The sequence below is a fragment of the Oceanicoccus sagamiensis genome (assembly GCF_002117105.1).
GTDB lineage: Bacteria > Pseudomonadota > Gammaproteobacteria > Pseudomonadales > Dasaniaceae > Oceanicoccus > Oceanicoccus sagamiensis.
On record NZ_CP019343.1, the window covers coordinates 2,608,162 to 2,628,050 of the forward strand.

The 19,889-nt window shown below is 48.9% G+C and carries 17 protein-coding genes; 10 read left to right on the top strand and 7 right to left on the bottom strand.

The annotated features are described in order from the left end of the window. Positions 1-114 precede the first annotated feature (114 nt). Positions 115-1,689, top strand: coding sequence for a PQQ-dependent sugar dehydrogenase (locus BST96_RS11925; RefSeq protein WP_169713977.1), 1,575 nt, complete (start codon positions 115-117; stop codon positions 1,687-1,689). A 31-nt stretch (positions 1,690-1,720) separates the two neighbouring features. Beyond that, on the top strand, positions 1,721-3,832 hold the full coding sequence (locus BST96_RS11930; RefSeq protein WP_085758928.1) for a PQQ-dependent dehydrogenase, methanol/ethanol family: 2,112 nt from the start codon (positions 1,721-1,723) through the stop codon (positions 3,830-3,832). Here BST96_RS11930 and BST96_RS11935 read toward each other — a convergent pair. Further along, positions 3,829-6,984, bottom strand: coding sequence for an efflux RND transporter permease subunit (locus tag BST96_RS11935; RefSeq protein ID WP_085758929.1), 3,156 nt, complete (start codon positions 6,982-6,984; stop codon positions 3,829-3,831). The genes BST96_RS11930 and BST96_RS11935 overlap by 4 nt on opposite strands. Further along, positions 6,981-8,177: an efflux RND transporter periplasmic adaptor subunit gene (locus tag BST96_RS11940; protein WP_085758930.1), complete on the bottom strand. Its 1,197-nt coding sequence runs from the start codon at positions 8,175-8,177 to the stop codon at positions 6,981-6,983. Before BST96_RS11940 ends, BST96_RS11935 begins: the two co-directional genes overlap by 4 nt. 174 nt (positions 8,178-8,351) lie before the next feature. On the opposite strand from BST96_RS11940, the gene BST96_RS11945 reads away from it, so the two are divergent. Then, complete coding sequence (locus tag BST96_RS11945; protein ID WP_169713978.1) at positions 8,352-8,930, top strand: TetR/AcrR family transcriptional regulator; 579 nt, start codon at positions 8,352-8,354, stop codon at positions 8,928-8,930. Positions 8,931-9,108: 178 nt separating this feature from the next. On the opposite strand, the gene BST96_RS11950 is transcribed toward BST96_RS11945, so the two are convergent. Continuing rightward, complete coding sequence (locus BST96_RS11950) at positions 9,109-9,549, bottom strand: MOSC domain-containing protein (protein ID WP_085758932.1); 441 nt, start codon at positions 9,547-9,549, stop codon at positions 9,109-9,111. A gap of 8 nt (positions 9,550-9,557) precedes the next feature. Beyond that, a complete protein-coding gene (locus tag BST96_RS11955) occupies positions 9,558-10,565 on the bottom strand; it encodes an HDOD domain-containing protein (protein WP_085758933.1) in 1,008 nt (335 codons plus the stop codon). 597 nt (positions 10,566-11,162) lie between these two features. Between BST96_RS11955 and BST96_RS11960 the strand changes: the two genes are divergently transcribed. After that, positions 11,163-11,396: a hypothetical protein gene (locus BST96_RS11960; protein ID WP_085758934.1), complete on the top strand. Its 234-nt coding sequence runs from the start codon at positions 11,163-11,165 to the stop codon at positions 11,394-11,396. A 58-nt stretch (positions 11,397-11,454) separates the two neighbouring features. On the opposite strand, the gene BST96_RS11965 is transcribed toward BST96_RS11960, so the two are convergent. Together BST96_RS11965 and BST96_RS11970 are read right to left on the bottom strand one after the other, a co-directional pair. Then, complete coding sequence (locus BST96_RS11965; protein WP_085758935.1) at positions 11,455-11,796, bottom strand: hypothetical protein; 342 nt, start codon at positions 11,794-11,796, stop codon at positions 11,455-11,457. Continuing rightward, a complete protein-coding gene (locus tag BST96_RS11970; protein WP_085758936.1) occupies positions 11,793-12,896 on the bottom strand; it encodes a metallophosphoesterase in 1,104 nt (367 codons plus the stop codon). The genes BST96_RS11965 and BST96_RS11970 overlap by 4 nt, the downstream gene beginning before the upstream one ends. 223 nt (positions 12,897-13,119) lie before the next feature. On the opposite strand from BST96_RS11970, the gene BST96_RS11975 reads away from it, so the two are divergent. The 3 genes from BST96_RS11975 (at position 13,120) to BST96_RS11985 (ending at position 16,243) form a co-directional block, all read left to right on the top strand. Beyond that, a complete protein-coding gene (locus BST96_RS11975) occupies positions 13,120-14,997 on the top strand; it encodes an autotransporter outer membrane beta-barrel domain-containing protein (RefSeq protein WP_085758937.1) in 1,878 nt (625 codons plus the stop codon). 135 nt (positions 14,998-15,132) lie between these two features. Continuing rightward, entirely contained in the window at positions 15,133-15,393 is a 261-nt protein-coding gene (locus tag BST96_RS11980; RefSeq protein ID WP_085758938.1) for a DUF4404 family protein, read from the top strand. A 286-nt stretch (positions 15,394-15,679) separates the two neighbouring features. Beyond that, positions 15,680-16,243, top strand: a complete 564-nt coding sequence (locus BST96_RS11985) for a hypothetical protein (RefSeq protein WP_085758939.1) — start codon at positions 15,680-15,682, stop codon at positions 16,241-16,243. A gap of 64 nt (positions 16,244-16,307) precedes the next feature. On the opposite strand, the gene BST96_RS11990 is transcribed toward BST96_RS11985, so the two are convergent. After that, entirely contained in the window at positions 16,308-17,645 is a 1,338-nt protein-coding gene (locus BST96_RS11990) for a TonB family protein (RefSeq protein ID WP_085758940.1), read from the bottom strand. Positions 17,646-18,064: 419 nt separating this feature from the next. On the opposite strand from BST96_RS11990, the gene BST96_RS11995 reads away from it, so the two are divergent. The 3 genes from BST96_RS11995 (at position 18,065) to BST96_RS12005 (ending at position 19,839) form a co-directional block, all read left to right on the top strand. Then, complete coding sequence (locus BST96_RS11995) at positions 18,065-18,727, top strand: cyclic nucleotide-binding domain-containing protein (RefSeq protein ID WP_085758941.1); 663 nt, start codon at positions 18,065-18,067, stop codon at positions 18,725-18,727. Positions 18,728-18,856: 129 nt separating this feature from the next. Next, positions 18,857-19,222, top strand: a complete 366-nt coding sequence (locus BST96_RS12000) for a response regulator (RefSeq protein WP_085758942.1) — start codon at positions 18,857-18,859, stop codon at positions 19,220-19,222. Then, on the top strand, positions 19,222-19,839 hold the full coding sequence (locus tag BST96_RS12005) for a hypothetical protein (RefSeq protein ID WP_085758943.1): 618 nt from the start codon (positions 19,222-19,224) through the stop codon (positions 19,837-19,839). Before BST96_RS12000 ends, BST96_RS12005 begins: the two co-directional genes overlap by 1 nt. The last annotated feature ends 50 nt before the right edge of the window (positions 19,840-19,889 follow it).

A 19,889-nucleotide genomic window follows, 5' to 3' on the forward strand; every position in this document is an offset into this window, starting at 1 on the left:
ATTATCGTGCCAGAAATCCCTTACACTATGTATTCAACGACACTTTTCCATAACCGCTTTAGTCAGGCCCTCAGCTCTGGGCATAGGCGCATGGAGACTACCTTGGGAACTTTAATGCTAAAAACGTTACTTTCAACGGCTCTTACCACCTCTTTACTATTTTGTGGTCTGGCAGTGGCTGCAGAAGAGAAGACTGAGCTGGGTTTTAAACCGCTCAAAGTCAATTGGGAGAAAATGAGTAAGCTGGAAATGAAAGACAGTTTTATCAGCTTATTTAATAAAAACTGTGCCTCCTGTCATGGTGAAGACCTTCGAGGTTCTGGCCTTGGGCCTGCCCTGGTGGGCGTCGATTTACGCCATGGCGAAACGACCGAAGAACTGGCCAACAGTATCCGGAAAGGTTACCCCGCAGCCGGAATGCCCGCCTGGGAAGGCGTGATCAAAGAAGGCAAAATCCTTAATCTGGCTTTATATGTCGCCGAGCAGCGGCAGGGCACCACCATACTCGATAAAAACAGCAGTATGGTGTTAACCATTCCTACCGAGCCGGTAAAGACAGAGCAGCATAGCTTCCAGTACCAGACTGTCGCAGAAGGGATTGCTACTATGCCCTTTGCTATTGCTCCCCTGCCGGAGGGTGGTTTTCTGGTGACAGAGCGGATGCATGGCTTACGTTTAGTGGCTAAAGATGGTAGTTCTGTGATGGTGCAAGGGACACCTCCGGCCTATGATGATGCCGGTCAGTTTTTAGGTCAGGTCAATGGTCTGGGGTGGATGATGGGCGTTGCCCTGCATCCGGACTATAAAAACAATGGCTGGGTTTATCTTCAGCATGGCGACCGCTGTAGTGATTGCAACACCTATGCCCGCAAGGCAAAACGTCCCGTGTCAATGAACCGCCTGGTGCGTGGCCGGATAAAAGACGGCCAGTGGGTTGACCAGCAAGTGATTTGGCAGGCGGATATTAATACCTATACCGATACCACTGATTTATCAGCAGGTGGCCGCGTTGCCTTTGATGATAAGGGCTATGTGTATATTTCCATTGGTATGAAAGGCCCGATGGATTATGACGGTACCCAGGACCTGCGCTACCCCTACGGCAAAGTGATGCGGCTGCACGATGATGGCCGGATTCCTGAAGATAACCCCTTTGTGGACCAGCCCGGTGCGATTAAAGCCATCTGGACCTACGGCCATCGCAGCGTGCAGGGGTTGGAATTTAATGCCAGCACCGGCCAGTTGTGGAGCTCGGAAATGGGCCCCCGAGGCGGCGATGAGCTCAACTTGTTAGTCAAGGGCGGCAACTATGGTTGGCCACATTTTACTAACGGTACCAACTACACCGGCTTTCCGATTAATGGTGAGAAAAAAACTGGCATAGTGGTTAAGCGTGAAGACGTCACATTTCCGGTCATGGATATGACACCGTCACCGGCGTTATCGAGTTTTATTTTTTACTCAGGCAGTGAATTTCCACAGTGGAACCAGCACATCTTACTGGGCACTTTACGCGCTACAGATTTATGGCGGCTGGAGCTAAAAAATAATAGCGTTGTACAGCGAGAAAAAATTATCTCAGACCTGGCGCGTTTTCGCGATATTGAGCAGGGCCCCAACGGTGAGCTTTATGTTTTACTGGAGAATAAAGCCGGCTCGAAAATTTTGCGGCTAATACCGGCCAACTAGATAACAAGGCCACTATTAGAGGGAAATAATCATGCAGCCCCGCCTGTTATTGCTGGTCGGTGTTATCACTCTATCGGGCTGTTTTTTTTCGCCCGACCAATACCCGCAAGGCCAAGTCACCGAGCAACGGCTTAATAATGCCGCCCATGACGGCGACAACTGGCTGTCCCATGGCCGTACCTATAGTGAGCAGCGTTTTAGCCCGCTGACACAAATCAACGATAGTAATATTTCAACTTTAGGCCTGGCCTGGTTTGCTGAATTAAATACTCAGCGGGGTATTGAAGCGACACCTATTGTGGTGGATGGCGTTATGTATGTGACCGCCAGCTGGAATATTATCGTGGCTATTGATGCTAAAACCGGCCGCGAGCTTTGGCGTTATGACCCTAAAGTGAACCGTAACTGGGCGGCCAAACACGCCTGCTGCGATGTGATAAACCGAGGCGTAGCCGCTTGGGGCGGCGCTATTTATAGCGCTACTCTGGATGGTCGTCTGCTGGCGCTTAACGCAGCTACGGGCGAGCTACTCTGGGAAGCCCTAACCATCGACCAGCGTTACCCCTATACCATTACCGGTGCACCACGGGTGGTTAAAGGCAAGGTGATGATTGGCAATAGCGGGGCGGATTTTGGTGTGCGAGGGTATATCAGTGCCTACGATGCCAATAACGGTAAACAGCTATGGCGCTTTTATACAGTGCCTGAGAGTAAAGATGGCCCCCACGAAACGGATGCAGTGGCGATGGCGGCAGAGACCTGGTCCAAAGATAGCTGGTGGTCCTTAAAAGGGGGCGGCACGGTCTGGAATGCCATGGCCTATGACCCTGAGTTGGATCTGTTTTACTTTGGTGTTGGCAATGGCACCCCCTGGAGCGTTAAGCAGCGCAGTCCCGGTGGCGGCGATAATTTATTTTTATCGTCGATTATTGCGGTTCGCCCTGATACCGGAGAATACGTTTGGCATTATCAAACGACACCGGGGGAGTCCTGGAACTACTCGGCGGTGGAAGATATTATTTTGGCGGAGCTGACCATTGATGGGCAGCTACGGCAAGTATTAATGCAGGCCCCAAAAAACGGTTTCTTTTATGTGTTAGACCGACGCAGTGGCGAGTTAATTTCAGCAGAGCCTTTTGTTGACGTTAACTGGGCCACCCATATCGATAAAAAAACCGGCCGGCCAGTGATTTACCCCGGAGCTTTTTATGGTAATGAGGGCCGCTTAATTGTTCCGGGGCCCAGTGGCGGGCATAACTGGCGGCCTATGTCGTTTAATCCGGCAACCGGTTTGGTGTACTTTGCCGCGATGCAAATTCCCAATTACTACCGTATCAACGAGAACTTTAAACCAGAACCGGGCTTTGATAATTCCGGGTTTATTGATAAAGGGTTTAATGTAAAAGCAAAAGCACCCGATGGTGGTAAAGCCAGTTTAAATTTCTCCCTGTTTTTATTGGCCTGGGACCCGGTGGCACAAAAAGAAGTTTGGCGTATTGATCAAACTAAACTTGGCGGTGGCACTTTAACCACAGCGGGTAATTTGGTTTTTCAGGGTTTGGGTTCCGGTGTTTTTTCTGCCTACGATGCCAAGACCGGTAAAAGCTTATGGTCCTTTAATATCGGGACATCCATTATGCCCGGACCTGTTAGCTATACCGTTGACGGCGAGCAATATATAACGGTTCTGGTAGGCCGCGGGGGTGGCGGTGGTTTAGTCGGTGGGCCCACAGCGGCGAAGTGGGCAGAGGTAAAAAATATGAATCGTGTGGTGACCTTTAAACTCGGAGCTCATCAAACAATGCCCATGCCGGAGCCAACCGATCGGGTGCTCGATCCCATACCTTTACCCACTAAGGATAAGGCAGTGATTCAGCAGGGTAAGGCTCTCTATGGCACCTATTGTTTTATGTGCCATGGTCTGTCCGCCGTTTCCGGTGGTGTACTACCGGACTTACGCTATACCGATAAAGTTCGCCATGGTCTATGGCAGGACATCGTGATAGGCGGCTTGCTGGAGTCTAATGGTATGCGCTCTCACGGCGATGTATTAACAGCGCAGCAGGCGACGGCCATTCAGACTTATGTGCTAAGCCAGGCCCACCGCCTTAAAAAGCGCCAGGATCGAAAAGCCAGCCGTTAAGCGCTGGCGTGCTGATTGTCACTGAGGTTTTTTTCTTCAGCGATATAATCTTGTTTGGGAGAAAACATTAAATAAATACAGGGCACTAAAAATAGCGTAATTGCAGTAGCAAATAGCACCCCAAAGGCCAGCGATATCGCCATAGGCATAAAGAATCCAATCTCTTTGCTGGGGGATAAAATAATCGGCAATAAACCTAAGAAGGTAGTGACCGATGTTAATAGCACCGGGCGAAAACGTACACAGCCTGCCTCAACCAGAGCCACCTTTAAAGCCACCCCTTGCCGCCGCTGTCGATTAACATAATCCACCAACACCAGGCTGGCATTAACCACCACACCGGATAGCGCCACAATGCCCAGAATTGAGAAAAAGGCTAGCGGTTGGCCAATTAAAAAGTGACCGAGTATCGCGCCAATGGCACCGAAGGGAATCACACTCATAATAATTAGCGGTTGCAGATAAGACTTCAGTGGAATGGCCAGCAGTGTATAGACCAGCACCATGCTTAGGGCGAAACTTTTAATCAAACCATAAAAAGCTTTGGAGCGCTGTTCCGCTTCGCCACCCAAGGAAAATTTTACCGTGGGGTGGTTGGCTAACAGACCAGGCATAACATCTTCACGCAGTGCGCTTAACACTTCTTCCGGCATCACAATATCGCGGTTAACATCCGCCGTAACCCGCACCAGTCGCTGTCCATCTTCGCGGTTGATAGTAGAAAAGCCTCTGCCTAATTGAAAAGTAGCTACGCGAGCAAAGGGCACTTCCGTACCATCGGCGCTGCGGATACGCATATTTTCCAAATGGCTAATGGAGCGGCGCTGGTCTTCAGGGTAGCGCAGCATCACTTTAATATCATCCTGCCCCCGTTGAATACGTTGAACCTCTTCGCCAAAGAAAGCCTGCCGAACCTGACGGGCAAGGTCAGCGGCGGTAATGCCGAGAGTTTGTGCCTCCGGTAGAAGTTGTAACTGGATCTCTTGCTTGCCGCCGCGAAAACTATCGCTGACATCAAAGACACCGGGGTAGGCACTTAGAGATTGCCGCAGTTCTGCCGCCACTAAACGCAATTCATTAATATCCCTGCCGCGAAACTCAATATCAACGGGGGCACCAGCTGAAACCTCAGTGGCCGTAAAGGCTAACTCAACCGCTTCAGGTACGGGGCCGGTTAGTTCGCGCCAGCGATTGGCAATACTGGTAGTCACCGGCCGCTGTTCTGAGGGCGCAAGTTCTAAAATAATTTCAGCCATATTGGCATCACTGGTGGAGATACCACCGTGTGAACCTGCACCGGTACTACCGCCAATAGATGATAGTGAAAAGCGTAAATGGCTGCCCTCGGCCAAGGGGTAGTCGCTATCCAGTTCGGTGGCTAATTGTTCTGCTGCGGCCTCCAGTTTTGCTACCACTACGGTTGTTTTACTCAGCGGCGTGCCTTCCGGCATAGTCAGCCTTACCGTAATAGTATTGCCTGCAATGGCGGGGAAAAACTGCACATTAATCCAGCCGCTGATGAGCATGGAGAGGGTGATTAAGACAACAGAGCAGGCAATGGCGAGGGTGGTGCGCCTATTGTCGAGGGCGACAATCAATGCGGGGCGAAATTTTTGCTCAACAAAATCTTCCAGTTTATCGGAGATTTTTTGCTGAAAACTATGCCAGCCTCCAGTCGATTTTTCTTCTTGCTTAAATGGGTGAGCCAAGTGCGCAGGTAGAATTAATTGCGACTCGATAATACTAAATACCAGTGCCAGAATAGCAACAACACCGATCACCATAAAGAATGGCCCGAGGTGGCCGGGGATAGACATTAAAGGCAAAAATGTAGCAGTCGTGGTCAAAACCCCAAAGATCACCGGGATGGATACTTCCTGTGTGCCAGTAACTGCAGCATCGCGCCAGCTCAGTCCTTTGCGTTGATAAGAAAAAACTCGCTCGCCGACGACGATAGCGTCATCCACCAATATACCAATAACCATAATAAACGAGATAACGGAGAGAGTGCTGATCGCGATATTTAACGTGGGGAACAGAGTGAGTGCGCCAAGAATGGCAATGGCTAAACCGGCGGCTACCCAAAAAGCCAGTCGCAAATTTAAAAAGATTGCAAGAGAGATCAATACTAAAGCCATGCCGCTAATCGCATTGTCAGCCAATACATCAAGTCGCTCAACCAAGTCGTTAGATTCATCGTTCCAGATGGTGGCGGTAATACCATCCGGCTTCCAGTTATCCATCGCTACAACATAGGCTTTTACATTATCGGCAATAGCGAGAATATCTTCGTTGCCAACCCGTTGTATATCGACAATAACCGCTGGCATGCCATTAAAGCGGGCAATCATTTCGCTTTCTTCAAAGCCATCTTTGATGGTGGCAATATCTTTTAAGCTTAACTGTGTGCCGTCGGCACGGGTTAGTACCACCACCTGTTCAAAATCTTCCCGGCTATAGGATTGTTCTTTGGTGCGTAACATTACCTCGCCGCTGGCGGCACGAATACTACCGGCGGGCAGGTCAATAGAGCTATTGCGAACTGCATCGGCAATTTTTTGCATGGTTAAACCATAGCGGCGCAGATTAAGCTCAGAAACTTCCAGGGTAAGCTCATAGGGGCGTACATAGTTTAAAGTGATTTGCGAAATACCGGGCTTGCCTAATAAATCATCCCGTACTCGTTCACCCAGACGTTTTAAGGTGCGTTCATCAGTATCACCTGAGATAGCAATTTGCATCACTTTAGAAGTGAAAACCATTTCTGAAACGGCTGGTTTTTCTATATCTCTGGGGAAAGTGGAAATGGTATCGACACGGTTTTTAATATCGCTCATCAACCGAGCTTTATCGGTTGAGGCGACCAGCTCTGCATCAACGCGGCAATTATTTTCCTGTGCGCGGGTGCGCAGTTTATTAATCCCTACAACACCTTCAATCGCTTCTTCAATACGAATGCAAACACTCTCTTCCATTTCCAGCGGGGTGGCGCCCAAATAGGCCACGTTGACGCTAATCGTATCGGTATCGATAATTGGATATTCTTCTTGATAGATGGAAGGAAATGACAGCAGTCCACCTATGATAAATATCCACATCAATAAATTGGCCGCAACAGGGTTATCTATAAACCAGCGAATCATGGTGTTCATAGTGCAGCAGCCTTTTGTTGATCTGCGGTTTTATCGATCGGCATCACTTCAATACCATCAATCACAAAGGTGGGAGGTGCCTCAGCAATTTTTTCTCCTGCCTCTAGCCCCTTGCTGACTAAAATATAATCCTGATCAATCCGCAGGATATCGATTTTTCTAACCCGCAGGCGATTATCCTGGTCAAGAACAAGGACTGAGGTGTCATCGTATAAGCTGGTTCTGGGTAGGCGGCTAATATTATTTAAACTGCGCCCGGTAATTTCAGCATCGACAAACATACCCACTTGCAACGGTGGTTTGCCAGAGCCGATAGCGCCGTTATCCACTTCTACTACGGCATAAATCATACGGCTATTAGCATCGAGTTCTGCCTCGGTACGTACCAGCTTTCCCTGCCACTGATAACTTTTACCCGCATACTCGCCACTGACGGTGACATCGGCATGTTGGTGTTGCTGCAAGTTGCTGGTATTCGACAGTGGTAGATTCAGATAGGCCAGTTGGCTATCAACCATAGGCAGGCGCAGTTCTACATAACCTGTGGCATAGGCAGTAGCAATATCTTCGCCGCGGCTAATAAATTGCCCGATATCCACTTGCTCATTGCGGATGCGACCATTAAAGGGCGCCAGTAATTCGGTGCGGGATAAATCGCGCTGGGCTTGTTTAAGACGAACCCGGCTATCGGTGGCATTGGCAGCGGCGACTCGGTCGGTGCGTCTGGCCTGGTCCAGTTGTGATTCGCTGGCAAGGCCCTTGCGGTGTAATTGCTCTAGCCGTTTTAATTCTGCGCTGGCTAATTCCGCTTCGACTTCGGCTTTGGTATTAGCTGCTTTGGCCAGTTCTACTTTGTCGATATAGTCTTCATTATCAATGCTGAGTAATACCTGCCCCTGTTCTATATAGCCACCGCTAACCAATTGCGGTGAAATACTTTTTACCCGGCCATCGACCTCAGGGGTGAGGTTGGTTTCTGTTTTAGGGGTGACAGTACCCTGTGCAGAGACCGTTAGGGTGACCGCTTTAGGGGCGACCGAGGTGATCATCACATTGGGCAACACTCGCTCAACGGCTTTAACGCTAATTCTGGGTTTGCTGGTAATAATCAGCAAGCTGATTACTAGCGCCACAGCGATAATGACTAATGGCGACTTAACACTCAGGTTTAGCTTTTTGATGATAGAGGGCATTGCAAACAGGCTCGATATTAGAATTATAGGATAGGGAGATTACAGCACAGAGATCCATAAAACGAAACATTACTGTTCTACTATATGCTAGGCTGCGCTTTGGATTTACAAATATTTACCCTGCAAAGTGCTAAAGCAAGACACAATCTATGGTTTTTGTTCGATGGAGGCCGGATGGCCAAAAGCAATGAAAATAAGGCGAACCAGCCCCAGGCCCGAGTGACCAAAACACGGCAAAAAGTATTACATGCCAGTGGTCAGTTATTTGTCGAGCAGGGTTTTGAGCATGTCAGTGTTGAACATATCCTCGAGGCTACAGGTATTGCCCGCAGTACTTTTTATCGTTTGTTCGGCAATAAGGAAGCCGTGCTGGCCGAATTAACCTGCCCGGCTTTTATTGAGGGTGCAGAAAAGTTTAAGGCCTTGCAGTCTCTGGACGGCGTTGAGTTAATGCGAGAGTTACTCGATGTCTATGTCACTTTGTGGGAGCAGTATGCCAGCGGTATGGTGTTGGCTGTCCGCTTAGGAAGACAGTACCAGCATATTATTAGCCAGGACCACGATCAATTTGCCGCAGCGCTAAAAACCCTCATGACTAAAATTCAGCGCAAAGGTTTATTGCGCAATGGTGATGCCCTGTTAAGTACCATTATTATTGCGCGCACAGGTGTGCCTCTGTTACAAATTTATCAGGGGCAAAAATTACAACGGGAATTATTTATCAGTGCGATGGAAGGGATGTTATTAAGTTAAGCACAGCTCTGGCATCACGTTTACGTTTTCTTGCAAGGGTTTTGCCCGCAGGGTGGATTATAAGCCACCCTGCGATAGTGGTTTCAACAAACTTAAAAGAATGCGTAATCTTAGGCAGTGAGGTGGCTGTTTTCAGGGGCAGGGAGACCCAAAGTGCTTCGTGGGGCTGGCCGCATTGCTATGAGCTTACGGTCACGGTATCACCCGTAGTAATTTTTCCCGCTTGAATAACCTGGCAGCAAACCCCGCCGCGCCAGGCTGGTGTTAATGCTGACCTCAGTCCGGGGTAGGTTTTATCCATCCAGTGGCAGGGTGCAGTTTCATCGGTAATGCGCAGCTGCACATCGCCAAGGCTAATTATTTTGCCAAGGTCCTGACGAGAAAAACTGATGCCGCTTACTAGCAAATTGGCTCTGCGGGCGGTCCAGGGTAGTTCCGTGCCAGCTTCTTTGCAGGCCGCCACCCAGCATTCTTCTGACATCACCGTCACCTGACGTTTGCCAGGCTTGCCACGTAAATCATTTGCGACGCCAAACTCAACACTGACTGTGGTAGTACTAAGTGTGACCATTGGCTGTTTGGATTTTTTGCGCAGCGCTATGCCCGTAAGAGTTGCCATGGCCAGTTCTATAGCTCCATGCTTAGTGAATCTAATTGTTGAAATAAGTCTGCCGGCAGCGACATATCTTCCAATGCCTGTTCCGCAGCCGCTTGCTGGCTATCATCCTTGCGGCAAATAGCATAAATCTCACAGGCAAGATTGGCCTGGTATAACACATGGGCATAGGGGCCAATAGGGTCCCCTGTGGTCAGGTTAACCTGTTGCTGTAGTGCTGAGCAGATTTCTTCTGGCAAGCTCCAGTCCTGGGCAATGGTATGGCTGAGGGCTTCTGAGGTGGACTGCATCAGTGGGGCAAAGGCAGCGTAGCCCGGCTGCTCTTCTTTGGCATTGGCCTTAAATTGATTGCTCAGCTCGCTAAACAGCGTGATTTTACCGATATCGTGCACCAGCCCTAGCAGGTAGGCTTTATAGGGCTCCAGACCGCGCTGCTTGGCGATCAGCTCACAGGCCACGGCGCAGCAAAGGGAGTGGGTCCAGAGCTTGTGGCCAAATTGCTCGTAGTAGCTGGACTTACGCTGGATAACCGGTTGCATTACCGCGGCTGATAGTACCGAGCGCAGCCCTTCAATCCCCAGTTTAACCACGGCAGTTTCAATACTGTTTACCCGTTTAGCAATAGGGTTGAAATAAACGCTATTGGCGAGTTTGAGTACAGCGGTGCTGAGTGCCGGGTCCTTGTTAATGATATTGACGTAATCCCTGGCGGAGGTTTTGGGGTTGCGCAGGCTCTGTAATAGCTTGGGGATAATCGAAGGCAGGCGGGGCACCGCCTTGATACGCTTATCCTGCTCCTGCATAGCTTTTTCAACCACGCTAACCACCAGCTTTTGGGGGAGGGTCAGGGGTTTTTTATCATCGATATTGCCGATAATGGTGGTGTAGAAGCCGTACTGGGCGGTCAGGATACTATAGGTGCTGGGTTGTACCACCTCGATACCGTCGCTGATGGTATGGGCGGGTTTAGCCTCTTTAGCACCAAATACGGCGCGAAAGCGAGAAATAAGGCTGGCCATGGATAAGGGGTCCCTGATGATATTTGGCCCTAAGTATAGCGGTGATTTGCCGTCTGGGGAGGTGATTGGGCCGTTGATACGGGGGAGATTAGGAAGCTAATATTTCTTTTACGTATTTACTTGGCAGTCGCCAAATGTCTTCTATACTTAATCTAACCTCTATAAAGGTGTACCGGGTGATCAAGATGATAGGTGGTGCGCTGTATACATTTCTTTTGGTGATTGCGTTCTCTGCGCTGGGCAGAGTTTCACGATGTGGCCATCCAGTATATTCATTACGTTGTCAATTTGTAGTCAGTAGTCGTTACAGAATTAAGCCGATAGCCTTATTGTTGCGTAGCTAAATACAATATGGGCTTTTCGTAGAGTCTCGAGGGAGAGCACGTAAGCATTATCTACGTGCATTTTTGGGGCGGGCATTATTGCCCGCCCCTTTTTATTGTCTGGAGAAAATGCCTGGAGAAAGTGCTGGTACTGAAGTACCTATAACAGTAGCAGGGCAGGGCTTCTATTGCGCTTTCTGCCCAGTTATGGTCTTATTGCGCGGCCCTGAATTGGGGCAACAACAACCTATTTAATCGTAGAAAGGAAAAAAGTATGAAAGTTGTTAAAAAAACCTCCGAGTACACTATTTCACAACGTCGTGATGGCCGTTATGCAGTAGTTGGCAGTGATAATAAGCCTGTTAATGGTGATGACAAAGTAAAAATCTTATTGGCTGAAGAGCTGATCAAAGTCACTGCTCCAGCCCCTGCGCCAGAGCCTGAGCCAGAAGCTGAAGAAGCACCTGCTGAAGAAGCCGCTGCGGAAGAGGGCGATGCTGCTGAGTAATTCCAGCCATTGTCGAGAGAGGCGCTTTTATAGCGCCTTTTTTACGCCTGGAGAAAAGTCAGTTGAGGGTTTTAGGCTTGGTGGAGGCTTGGTAATCCTGCTCAATCTTATCTTGTAACTCGGCCTGGGCAATGCCGGTTTTACGCAGAGATTTTTGCAAGCGCTGGTCGCGCCGTGACCTGCGGTGCCGGGCAAGCAGGCTTTTAAATAGCCGCTGATGGCTATCACCGTTGATCAGTTCGGTGACTAAATCCAGTTCGATGCCGGTGCGGTAAGCAATACGCTGGGGGTGAATCTTATAGGCGTGAAACTCCGCCACCACATCAATCTGCTGCCTCAGGGGCTTGTCACTGACTTTGGCGTGGCTGTCGCTGGTTTTATTATTACTTATTGAGCTCATTCTGGTTGCCATAACCACTGTTGGTGAACGGGTTGCTCATTATAAATATCGTAGACTTTTAATAAAATACCGTTGGCTAAAATATCCAGCTCCATAAAACCCTCCTGAGAGAGGGCAAAGTCGGTGGTATCGCTGGTGCCTACACCGCTTACTTTTGAGGTGTTGGCGGCACCGCTAACCAGTCGATATTGAGGGCCGTTGCCCTCGGGGTCTTTAAACACTTGTAAACTATGGTCGTGGCCTGCGGCAAATACCGATTTTTTATCTGCTAACAATCGTTCCATATCGTTGATCATGCGCTGGTATCTTGGGTGCTCAATATCCTGATCGTTCTCCCTGAACAGCTCCAGCATAAACATGGCAAATTGATAGCCGCGGTGGGTATAGTAGCCATTATGCGGGCCCATGGTCTCCATGGGGTGGTGGGCGGTGAGCAGGAGTAAATTATCCGGATAGTCTCGGGCGGTGGTTTGCAGCAGTTGCTCTAAATGTTCAATCGCTTGCTGGTAGCTTGTCTCCTCCGCTTTAATTAGCCATTGGCTATCGAGAAATACAATACTGATACCGTCCCGGTGAATAATTTCAGGCAAGGGGTCGGCGTTAACTCGGTGCGGGGCGAACTCGGCTTGTAGCTGGTTGTCTCTGGCATAGTCTTCAATATACTGGGCTTGGGAGTCCACCTGGTCGGCATACCAGTCATGGTTGCCCGGTACAATATACATTTCTGCACCGCTGCGTTTGGCAATCTGCAACTGCGCCTCTAGATGGCTGATATCTTCCAGTTGGCTGGCAGAGTACTGCTCGTCCTCATCTTTATTGGGGAAGCCAAAGAAATAAATATTATCTCCCAGCATCACCACGGTGGTTTTTTCCGGCGCCAGAGTGGCACGGTTGATGGCTTTTTCCAGGCTGGGCTGCAACGGGTCAATCGCGGAATGCCCAGCATCTCCCAATAGTAGGATACGCTGCTTTAAAGGGGCGGTTTGCGGGCTGACTTGCGCTAGTTCTGCGTTGATATAAGGGCTGGTATTAGCCGGCTTGTTTGTTGAGCAGGCGCTTAACAGCACAATCAGGCAAAGGCCGGTTACTTTTAATCGCATTTTTATCTCTCGCTGGTAGGCGGTTTTATTAAACGTTGTTTCGCGACAGGTTTATAACGTAAATGATCGTATTTGTCATCGACAAGTGAGTGGATTGGTTGTTGTTGCTTATTCGCTATTCAACTACGCTTAAGAAGTCTTATCATTTTAATCTGTATCATCCGGTTGACCGTAAAACTGGAGAAGAAAGCATAATAATCGAGCCTAAGCTCAGGAGTGGGAAATGTTGAAGAAAACCTTAGCGCTGTCTATCGCGGCGTCTTTAATGTCATTGTCTGTCAGTGCCCAATCAAATTTTACTGAGCTGGTGGTATTCGGTGATAGCTTGATGGATACCGGTAACTACGGCAATGGACTTCGCTTTACTAATGAGACCGCCCCCGGAGTGTATGCGCCTATAGCTCCGGATTTTCTGGCGGCCGGTTTAGGGCTGGAGTTGGTGCCTGCAGTTGAGGGTGGAAGTAATTATGGTGTGGGTGGCTTCCAAACCGCTCAGATTCTGGATTCAGTGTCTGGTGCGGGCCTACAGCCCAGTGCTGAATTTCCTATTGCGGGGTCTAGAGATGCCTACCTTAGCAATGTTAATGGCCAGATCTCATCGTCCACACTTATTTTAATTGACGGTGGCGGTAACGATTTGCGTAGAATCTTATTTGGTGATCCTGATGAAGCTGTCGCTGAGATTGGTATTTCTGCGGCTAATTATATTCAGGCAATTGGAGATCTGGCGGATGCCGGTGCCAAATATATTATGGTGGCAAATGTCCCTGATCTTGCAAACACGCCGGCTGTTCAAGCGATTGAGGCCAACGCCCCTGCTTTGGGAGCTGCCGCTGGCGCTACCCAGGTTACTGAGGGCTATAACGGCGGAGTAGAAACCCTGGCAGCGCTGCAATTACCGGATGTTAATATTATCCCGGTCGATATTGCCGGCTTTATTGATTATGTTTTTGAAAATGCCGATACCTATGGTTTTGCCAATGGTGATTTAACGGTGGGCACAGTCACTCTTGATCAACGCTCAATGTGTTACGACTCTTCAGGTGGGGGGTGTATTGAGCACCCAACCTTTGGTATTAGTGGAACAGCCCCGGACCCACGCGCTCTGGTGTTTAACGATACCCTGCACCCAACGGAAAAAACCAGCGAGCTGTTTGGTGACTATCTCAATAATATTATTGCTGCCCCGCAAACTATCGGCCTATTACCAGAGCTGGCACTGACTGCAGGCAGAACCCAGAGTGCTGTTAGTGCTGATGAATTACGCCGCTCACGTTGGGGTAAGGCCGAGGGCCGTTTATTTGTAGCGGGTGAAATGGCTACAGACGAATATGACAATGGTGATTCGCCTGAAACCGAAAATACCAGTATCACCGTGGGTAGAACCTTTGTTGCTTCAGATTCACTGGTTTACGGTTTGGCCTTAACGCTGGCCGAGCAAGAGTTGGATATCGATGGCGCGGATATTGAGTCGGAGTCTTGGGGTCTGAGTGGTATGTTCGGCTATCGTCAGGATAGGCTTTTTGTTGATACCACCGTTGCGCTATCTGTACTTAGCTATGACGGAATAAAGCGTGAATTTAGCCTGGGTGTTAATAATCTGACCGCAGAGGGTGACACCGATGGCCATGCCTGGACTGTAGATAGTTTGGCAGGTTATGACCTGTTAGGTTCTGACTCCTGGCATTTGGCCCCGGCTATTGGCGTGCAATATATCAATACGACGGTTGATAGCTACACCGAGTCTGGCGGCGAGCTTTCAAATTACGCCTGGGGCGAACAGCGTCGCAAAAGCCTGGTATGGCGATATGGTGTGGTTGGCAGCGGTCAGTTGACCGATAGCATCCGTGTTTTTGCGGAAGTATTTGGTGCCGAAGAGCAGGAAGATGAGACTGAAAGTATCTCGGCACGTAATACCAACCTGAACTTCCAGTCTTATAAGCTACCCAGCTTCCAGGCTCAGGATGACTCTTATATCTCGGCTGCCGTTGGTGGTTCCGTTAATGTCTTTAATGAAGCCAGCCTTAATCTTAGTGTCAATTACAGTGACAGAGGTGATGGCTATGAGCAGATCATCTTTAGTTACTCCATGCCGATGTAACGCCCTATTGACCCTTTAATTAAAAGGCTCTGCTTGCGCAGGGCCTTTTTTTTAACTGCGATTATTTGATCTGTTCGCTATAGAAATAGCCCTTGAATGCTATGCTTAAAATAGACCGTGACCGAGGAGAGTGCGATGGACCAACAGCAACTACGTGAGTACTTAGACCAACTCAATCAAGCCATCGAGGGCCTGCACGCACCCGAGGCAGATAAGGATAAGCTGAGTGACTTGATTGTCGATATCGAGCAACAGCTGACAGAACCATTATTGACCGAGCCCCATAGCCTGGTTGAGCAGGTCGATGAAATGGTGTCTGGGTTTGAGCGTGACCACCCAACGGTGGCAGGTATCCTGAATAATATTATGGTGACCCTGACCAGTATGGGGGTGTGATCCCGGCCTGACTTTAGTGGCCCGGCTGTTGATTTTGGGCTTAGATAAAAACAGTCTAAATAGGTGGAATAATCACAATTCCGCTAATAAGTGTGAATAGTTAACAATTTCAGGCACTTAGGAAATTAGCGCCTACTTCTGGCTTGAGTGCCATTTATCTGTCGCTTAAAAAGTGTTAACTCCATGTTTGTTATAGTTTTTTTCTGCAATATACTTATCCCAACGACAAAATTTAACGGACTTTTACGTCAATTAATTAACGGATAGCGGTAAAGAGGAATAGGTAATGACGACTGAGCAAGCCAACAATGATCTGATTTGGGATATGGACGAGTTCCAGCACCGTCAGCTCGCCACTGAATTTGTAAAGCGCTTTGAGAATAAACTCTGTGTTTATTCCGGCTCGGTTGAGCAGCTCTACAGTAACTACAATATCTTCTTCCCTGAAGATGAAGGCCGCAAGATGGTGATCTTGCCTGACCCTTACGCCTATCACGATACTTTCCAGAGTGTGCCTGAAGACGCGATTCAAATGACCGGTTTAACCATTGTGCCCGGTGAGTTGATTGGCAAGCAGGGTTTGCACCTGACGATTCCTTTTAAGAGTGACGGCAAGAAGAAGTACCGCGTTGTACCCTTGCAAGCAGGCTTAAGGGCAATTAATAAGCGTCGCCCAGCGGATAAGCCATTTTTACCGATTCTGATGAAAGGCGACCTGCGGGAAATTGAAAACAAAGTACCCGCGTTGCATTTGCACAGTATTCGTTTAGATAAGTTGGGTAGCCGATCAGCGCTTGAGCGCAGCGGGATTCAGCAAGTAATCTCGCAGAAGTTGCCTGCCATTCAATAGTTGGTTTTTTACCGGCCAAAAAAAAGAGCTCTGATGAGCTCTTTTTTTTGGCTTTGAAAATGGTTTACAGCTTAAAGTTGAAGGGCATGCTGACTTCAATAACATCGCCTTTAAGACCCTTGGGCACCTCGGGGTAGGGGGCGGTTTTCTTCACAGCCTTACGGGCGGCGTTATTTAACAGTTTATGCTTGGACTTGGTAGTTTCCGTCAGGTCTACCAGCTTGCCATCACGTCTTACCGTGATCTTCACTACTACCAGGCCTTCCTGTTTAAAGTCCATAGCTCGCTTGGGGTACTGGGTATTAAGATAGGTTAGCTTTAGCACCGTGGAGCGATACTCCTTCATCAACTTGGCTTGCTCAGCGTCTTCGGCAGAGGGCTCGGCTTTGGCGGGAGCAGGTTTGGCGGCGGCCACTTTCTCTTCAGCTTTGGCTGGCTTGGGTTGAGGCTTGGGTTCTGGCTTAGGCTCAGCTTTGGGCTCTGCTGCTTTCGGCGCTGGTGCCGGTGACGCTGAGCTATCCAGTGTCGGTTTGGCTAATTCTATATTGGTTGCTGGTGCGGCGACCTTGGGCTGTGCAATAGCAACCGGGGCCGCAATGGCAACAGCAACCGGGGCGGCTTTAGAGCTGCGCTTGGCGGTTACTGCGGTATCTGAGCTCGGTGGTGCGACTGATGCGGATTGGGTTGCCGGCTTGCTGGCAGCGGCTTTAGAGCTGCTCTTGGAAGACTTAAACCAGGCTGCCACCTTTTTCTCTCTGGCCTGATCGGTGCTTTGGTTTTCATAGCGAGTCAGTAACTCGGTACCCTCAGCATCGGTTGGCAGGGTAAGAATATCGTTTTTAAAATCAGAGGATGGTGGGCGTTGGCCTATCCAAGTATTGAGCAGAATATCGAAAAAGGCATTGTTGCGTTCGCTAAAGGCTTTGCTGCCATTAAGGTAAACCGTTGTACCTCGCTCAGGGTCCAGATCGATGGTGATTCTATCGCCGGCTATCAGATCGTCTTTGGGCATATCAATAAAGGCGAGGATTTGGTCGGCAAACTCGTCCAGTGATTCCTGATCGTTATTGATCAGGATTAACTGGTTCCACTGTTGGGCAAAGCGGCGGGGTGACCATTTGTCGATGGTAATACGCATTTCCATGCGCTTCCTACCGGAGAAGTTAAAGGTTGAGCTGGAATCCTGGCTGAGACTTTCAAGGTAAAGGCCACCGATATAGTATTCTTTACGCAGTTGCACATAGGCGGCTAGACCATTCAGCGGCAGTTCATCAAAGCTGTCATCCTGAGCCTGCACCGCGGCGGGCGAAAAAGCACAAGCCGCTAACGCCGCTATCAAGGCGAGGGCTTTGTAGGTCTGGCTTAGGCGGTCGGTTAGTAAATGTACAAATAATTTTGTCATGGTATTGGCTAAATTCTTAGGTGATTCAGTTATCACCTTGTTATTGTCTATTAAATTTATTAAAGCTAATTCGAACAGAAAATAGAATGTGATAACCCATTTACTCGGCTATTTCCTTTATAACTGCAAGCAAGTGACCCCACAGCAGTTTTATTCCATTTAAGTATCTTTTCAATGTAGTTCAGGATTGCTGAAAGTAAAGCCTTGTCTTTTGTAAGGTATCGGCCTTATTTGTATTAATCTTAGTCACTTAGGGGAATAATATCGGGCCTGATTAACACTTCTGATAATCCATATCGCATTTTTCTGTAAAAAAGCTATACCTAAGTTTCTGGCATCGCTTTTATAGGCGCCTGCCAAGGCCATACCGGCAGAAGTACGGGTAGTCGCCCGAGTAAAGCACAGGCAAACCATAGCGAATGAAAATAAAAGATCTATCCGCCTATCAGCACGATGAAATCAGCGCGCTGTTAGGAAACATTCCTTTCTTTAAGGAGTTACAAACTCAAGGCCAGGAGCAGTTGGCGGTCCTTATGCGGCACTCCTGTCTGGTGGAGCTGGAGCCCGGTGAAACCATTATGCGCCGTGGTGACCGCGGCTCATGGCTGTACTTCCTGATTAAAGGCCAGCTCTCGGTGTATTTGGATGAGGCTGAACCTCTGAATACTATTACCCCCGGCGAACTGTTTGGTGATTTGGCCCTGTTGTGCAATCACGAGCGCAAAGCGACCGTTGCCGCCCAACCGGGCAGCAAACAATGCCTGCTCTTTGCCACTGACTTTAAGCCCTTTGGTGATTTGACCAACTATGGTGTCATCGACCTTCATACCAAGCTCGCTTTCTACCGAACTATGGTGCATAGCATCCGCTGGCGCTTGGAAGTCAACCGTATGGAACACCCCAAGCACCCGCTCGCCGCCGAATTGCGGCAGGTGCCCACCTACTCCGGTGAAAAAGGGGTTGAGGCGGAGTTGCAGTCCCTATTTAGCCAGGCCCAGTTTCTGGCCTCAGTGCTGGACAGTTGGAACAGTGAGGGGGTGGCGCTAGAGGATGTGATGGTTGCCAGTGCCGCCAATCGTTAAATCGTGGCTAAAGGTATATTTTTGTTGGTTAAATTCGCGATTCTGGCTAGGTAAATCCCAACACCCGACTATACTAAATGGCTAGGAAACAGCTTAACTTTATTGAGTAAGAGAGGATTGAGGGCGTTCATGGGCATACCGCTATTGATATGTGATGACTCTAATATGGCTCGCAAGCAGGTGGCGCGTTCTTTGCCACCTGAGTGGGAGGTAGATATTACCTTTGCTACCAATGGTGTAGAGGGTGTAGAGGCTATTCGGGAAGGCAAGGGAGAGATGGTCTTCCTGGATTTAACCATGCCGGAATTAGATGGCTATGGTGTATTGGAGACGATCAAGGCTGAAGGGCTAAAGTGTATGGTTATCGTTATTTCTGCCGATATCCAGCCAGAAGCTCGCGACCGTGTCACCAAGCTCGGTGCTTTGGAGTTTATCCGCAAGCCTATCAACAGTGAAAAATTATTAACCGTTCTACAACAGTATGGTTTGTTTTGATGTCAGCGCTCTCTAACGACAGCTTTCAGTATTCGGAAGACCAGCGCGATTGCCTGCAAGAGATTTGCAATGTAGCCGTAGGTCAGGTGGGCGATACTCTGGCCCGTAAGTTGGGCGTCTTTGTTACGTTGCCAATACCGGTGATTAATATTATCAAAGCCGACCAGCTTTCCCAGTCGTTAAATAGCTTTAGCTCTTCCTCAGGTATTTATGCTGCCAGCCAACTATTTGCCTCCCAGCAGGATGGCAGTGAACTGTCCGGCCTGGCACTGGTGATGTTATCGGAAGATAGTTTGGATGATTTGAAAGAGTTGATGCCGGAATTGGCGAACTCTGATGATCTTATCACTGAAACCTGCCGCAATATGGCGCAGACCTGTTTGGATGCTTTATCTGAGCAATGGGGGCTGGGTTTCCAGTCTGAGGCACCCAAACTGGTTGGCCATGAATCGCTGAATGTAGTGTGTGAGTCGCTGGTATCCAGTTGGAAAAATATTCTGGTAGTAGAAATTAATTATCACCTTGAGGGCCGTGCCTTTAATGGTGATTTATTATTACTCTTTCCTGATCAGGCGATTTCCGCCATGGCCGAACGTCTCGACGAACTACTGGCGTAGGGTGGATTGCAATCCACCTTTCTCTCCCTGTGTAGCAAAAGGTGGATTTT

Coding starts and splice junctions, on each gene's coding strand:
- BST96_RS11950 (WP_085758932.1), bottom strand. CDS start 9,549: ATGGCAACTCTTACGGGCATAGCGCTGCGCAAAAAATCCAAACAGCCA.
- BST96_RS12000 (WP_085758942.1), top strand. CDS start 18,857: ATGGGCATACCGCTATTGATATGTGATGACTCTAATATGGCTCGCAAG.
- BST96_RS11945 (WP_169713978.1), top strand. CDS start 8,352: ATGGCCAAAAGCAATGAAAATAAGGCGAACCAGCCCCAGGCCCGAGTG.
- BST96_RS11985 (WP_085758939.1), top strand. CDS start 15,680: ATGACGACTGAGCAAGCCAACAATGATCTGATTTGGGATATGGACGAG.
- BST96_RS11940 (WP_085758930.1), bottom strand. CDS start 8,177: ATGCCCTCTATCATCAAAAAGCTAAACCTGAGTGTTAAGTCGCCATTA.
- BST96_RS11960 (WP_085758934.1), top strand. CDS start 11,163: ATGAAAGTTGTTAAAAAAACCTCCGAGTACACTATTTCACAACGTCGT.
- BST96_RS11970 (WP_085758936.1), bottom strand. CDS start 12,896: ATGCGATTAAAAGTAACCGGCCTTTGCCTGATTGTGCTGTTAAGCGCC.
- BST96_RS11935 (WP_085758929.1), bottom strand. CDS start 6,984: ATGAACACCATGATTCGCTGGTTTATAGATAACCCTGTTGCGGCCAAT.
- BST96_RS11925 (WP_169713977.1), top strand. CDS start 115: ATGCTAAAAACGTTACTTTCAACGGCTCTTACCACCTCTTTACTATTT.
- BST96_RS12005 (WP_085758943.1), top strand. CDS start 19,222: ATGTCAGCGCTCTCTAACGACAGCTTTCAGTATTCGGAAGACCAGCGC.
- BST96_RS11990 (WP_085758940.1), bottom strand. CDS start 17,645: ATGACAAAATTATTTGTACATTTACTAACCGACCGCCTAAGCCAGACC.
- BST96_RS11965 (WP_085758935.1), bottom strand. CDS start 11,796: ATGAGCTCAATAAGTAATAATAAAACCAGCGACAGCCACGCCAAAGTC.
- BST96_RS11975 (WP_085758937.1), top strand. CDS start 13,120: ATGTTGAAGAAAACCTTAGCGCTGTCTATCGCGGCGTCTTTAATGTCA.
- BST96_RS11995 (WP_085758941.1), top strand. CDS start 18,065: ATGAAAATAAAAGATCTATCCGCCTATCAGCACGATGAAATCAGCGCG.
- BST96_RS11930 (WP_085758928.1), top strand. CDS start 1,721: ATGCAGCCCCGCCTGTTATTGCTGGTCGGTGTTATCACTCTATCGGGC.
- BST96_RS11980 (WP_085758938.1), top strand. CDS start 15,133: ATGGACCAACAGCAACTACGTGAGTACTTAGACCAACTCAATCAAGCC.
- BST96_RS11955 (WP_085758933.1), bottom strand. CDS start 10,565: ATGGCCAGCCTTATTTCTCGCTTTCGCGCCGTATTTGGTGCTAAAGAG.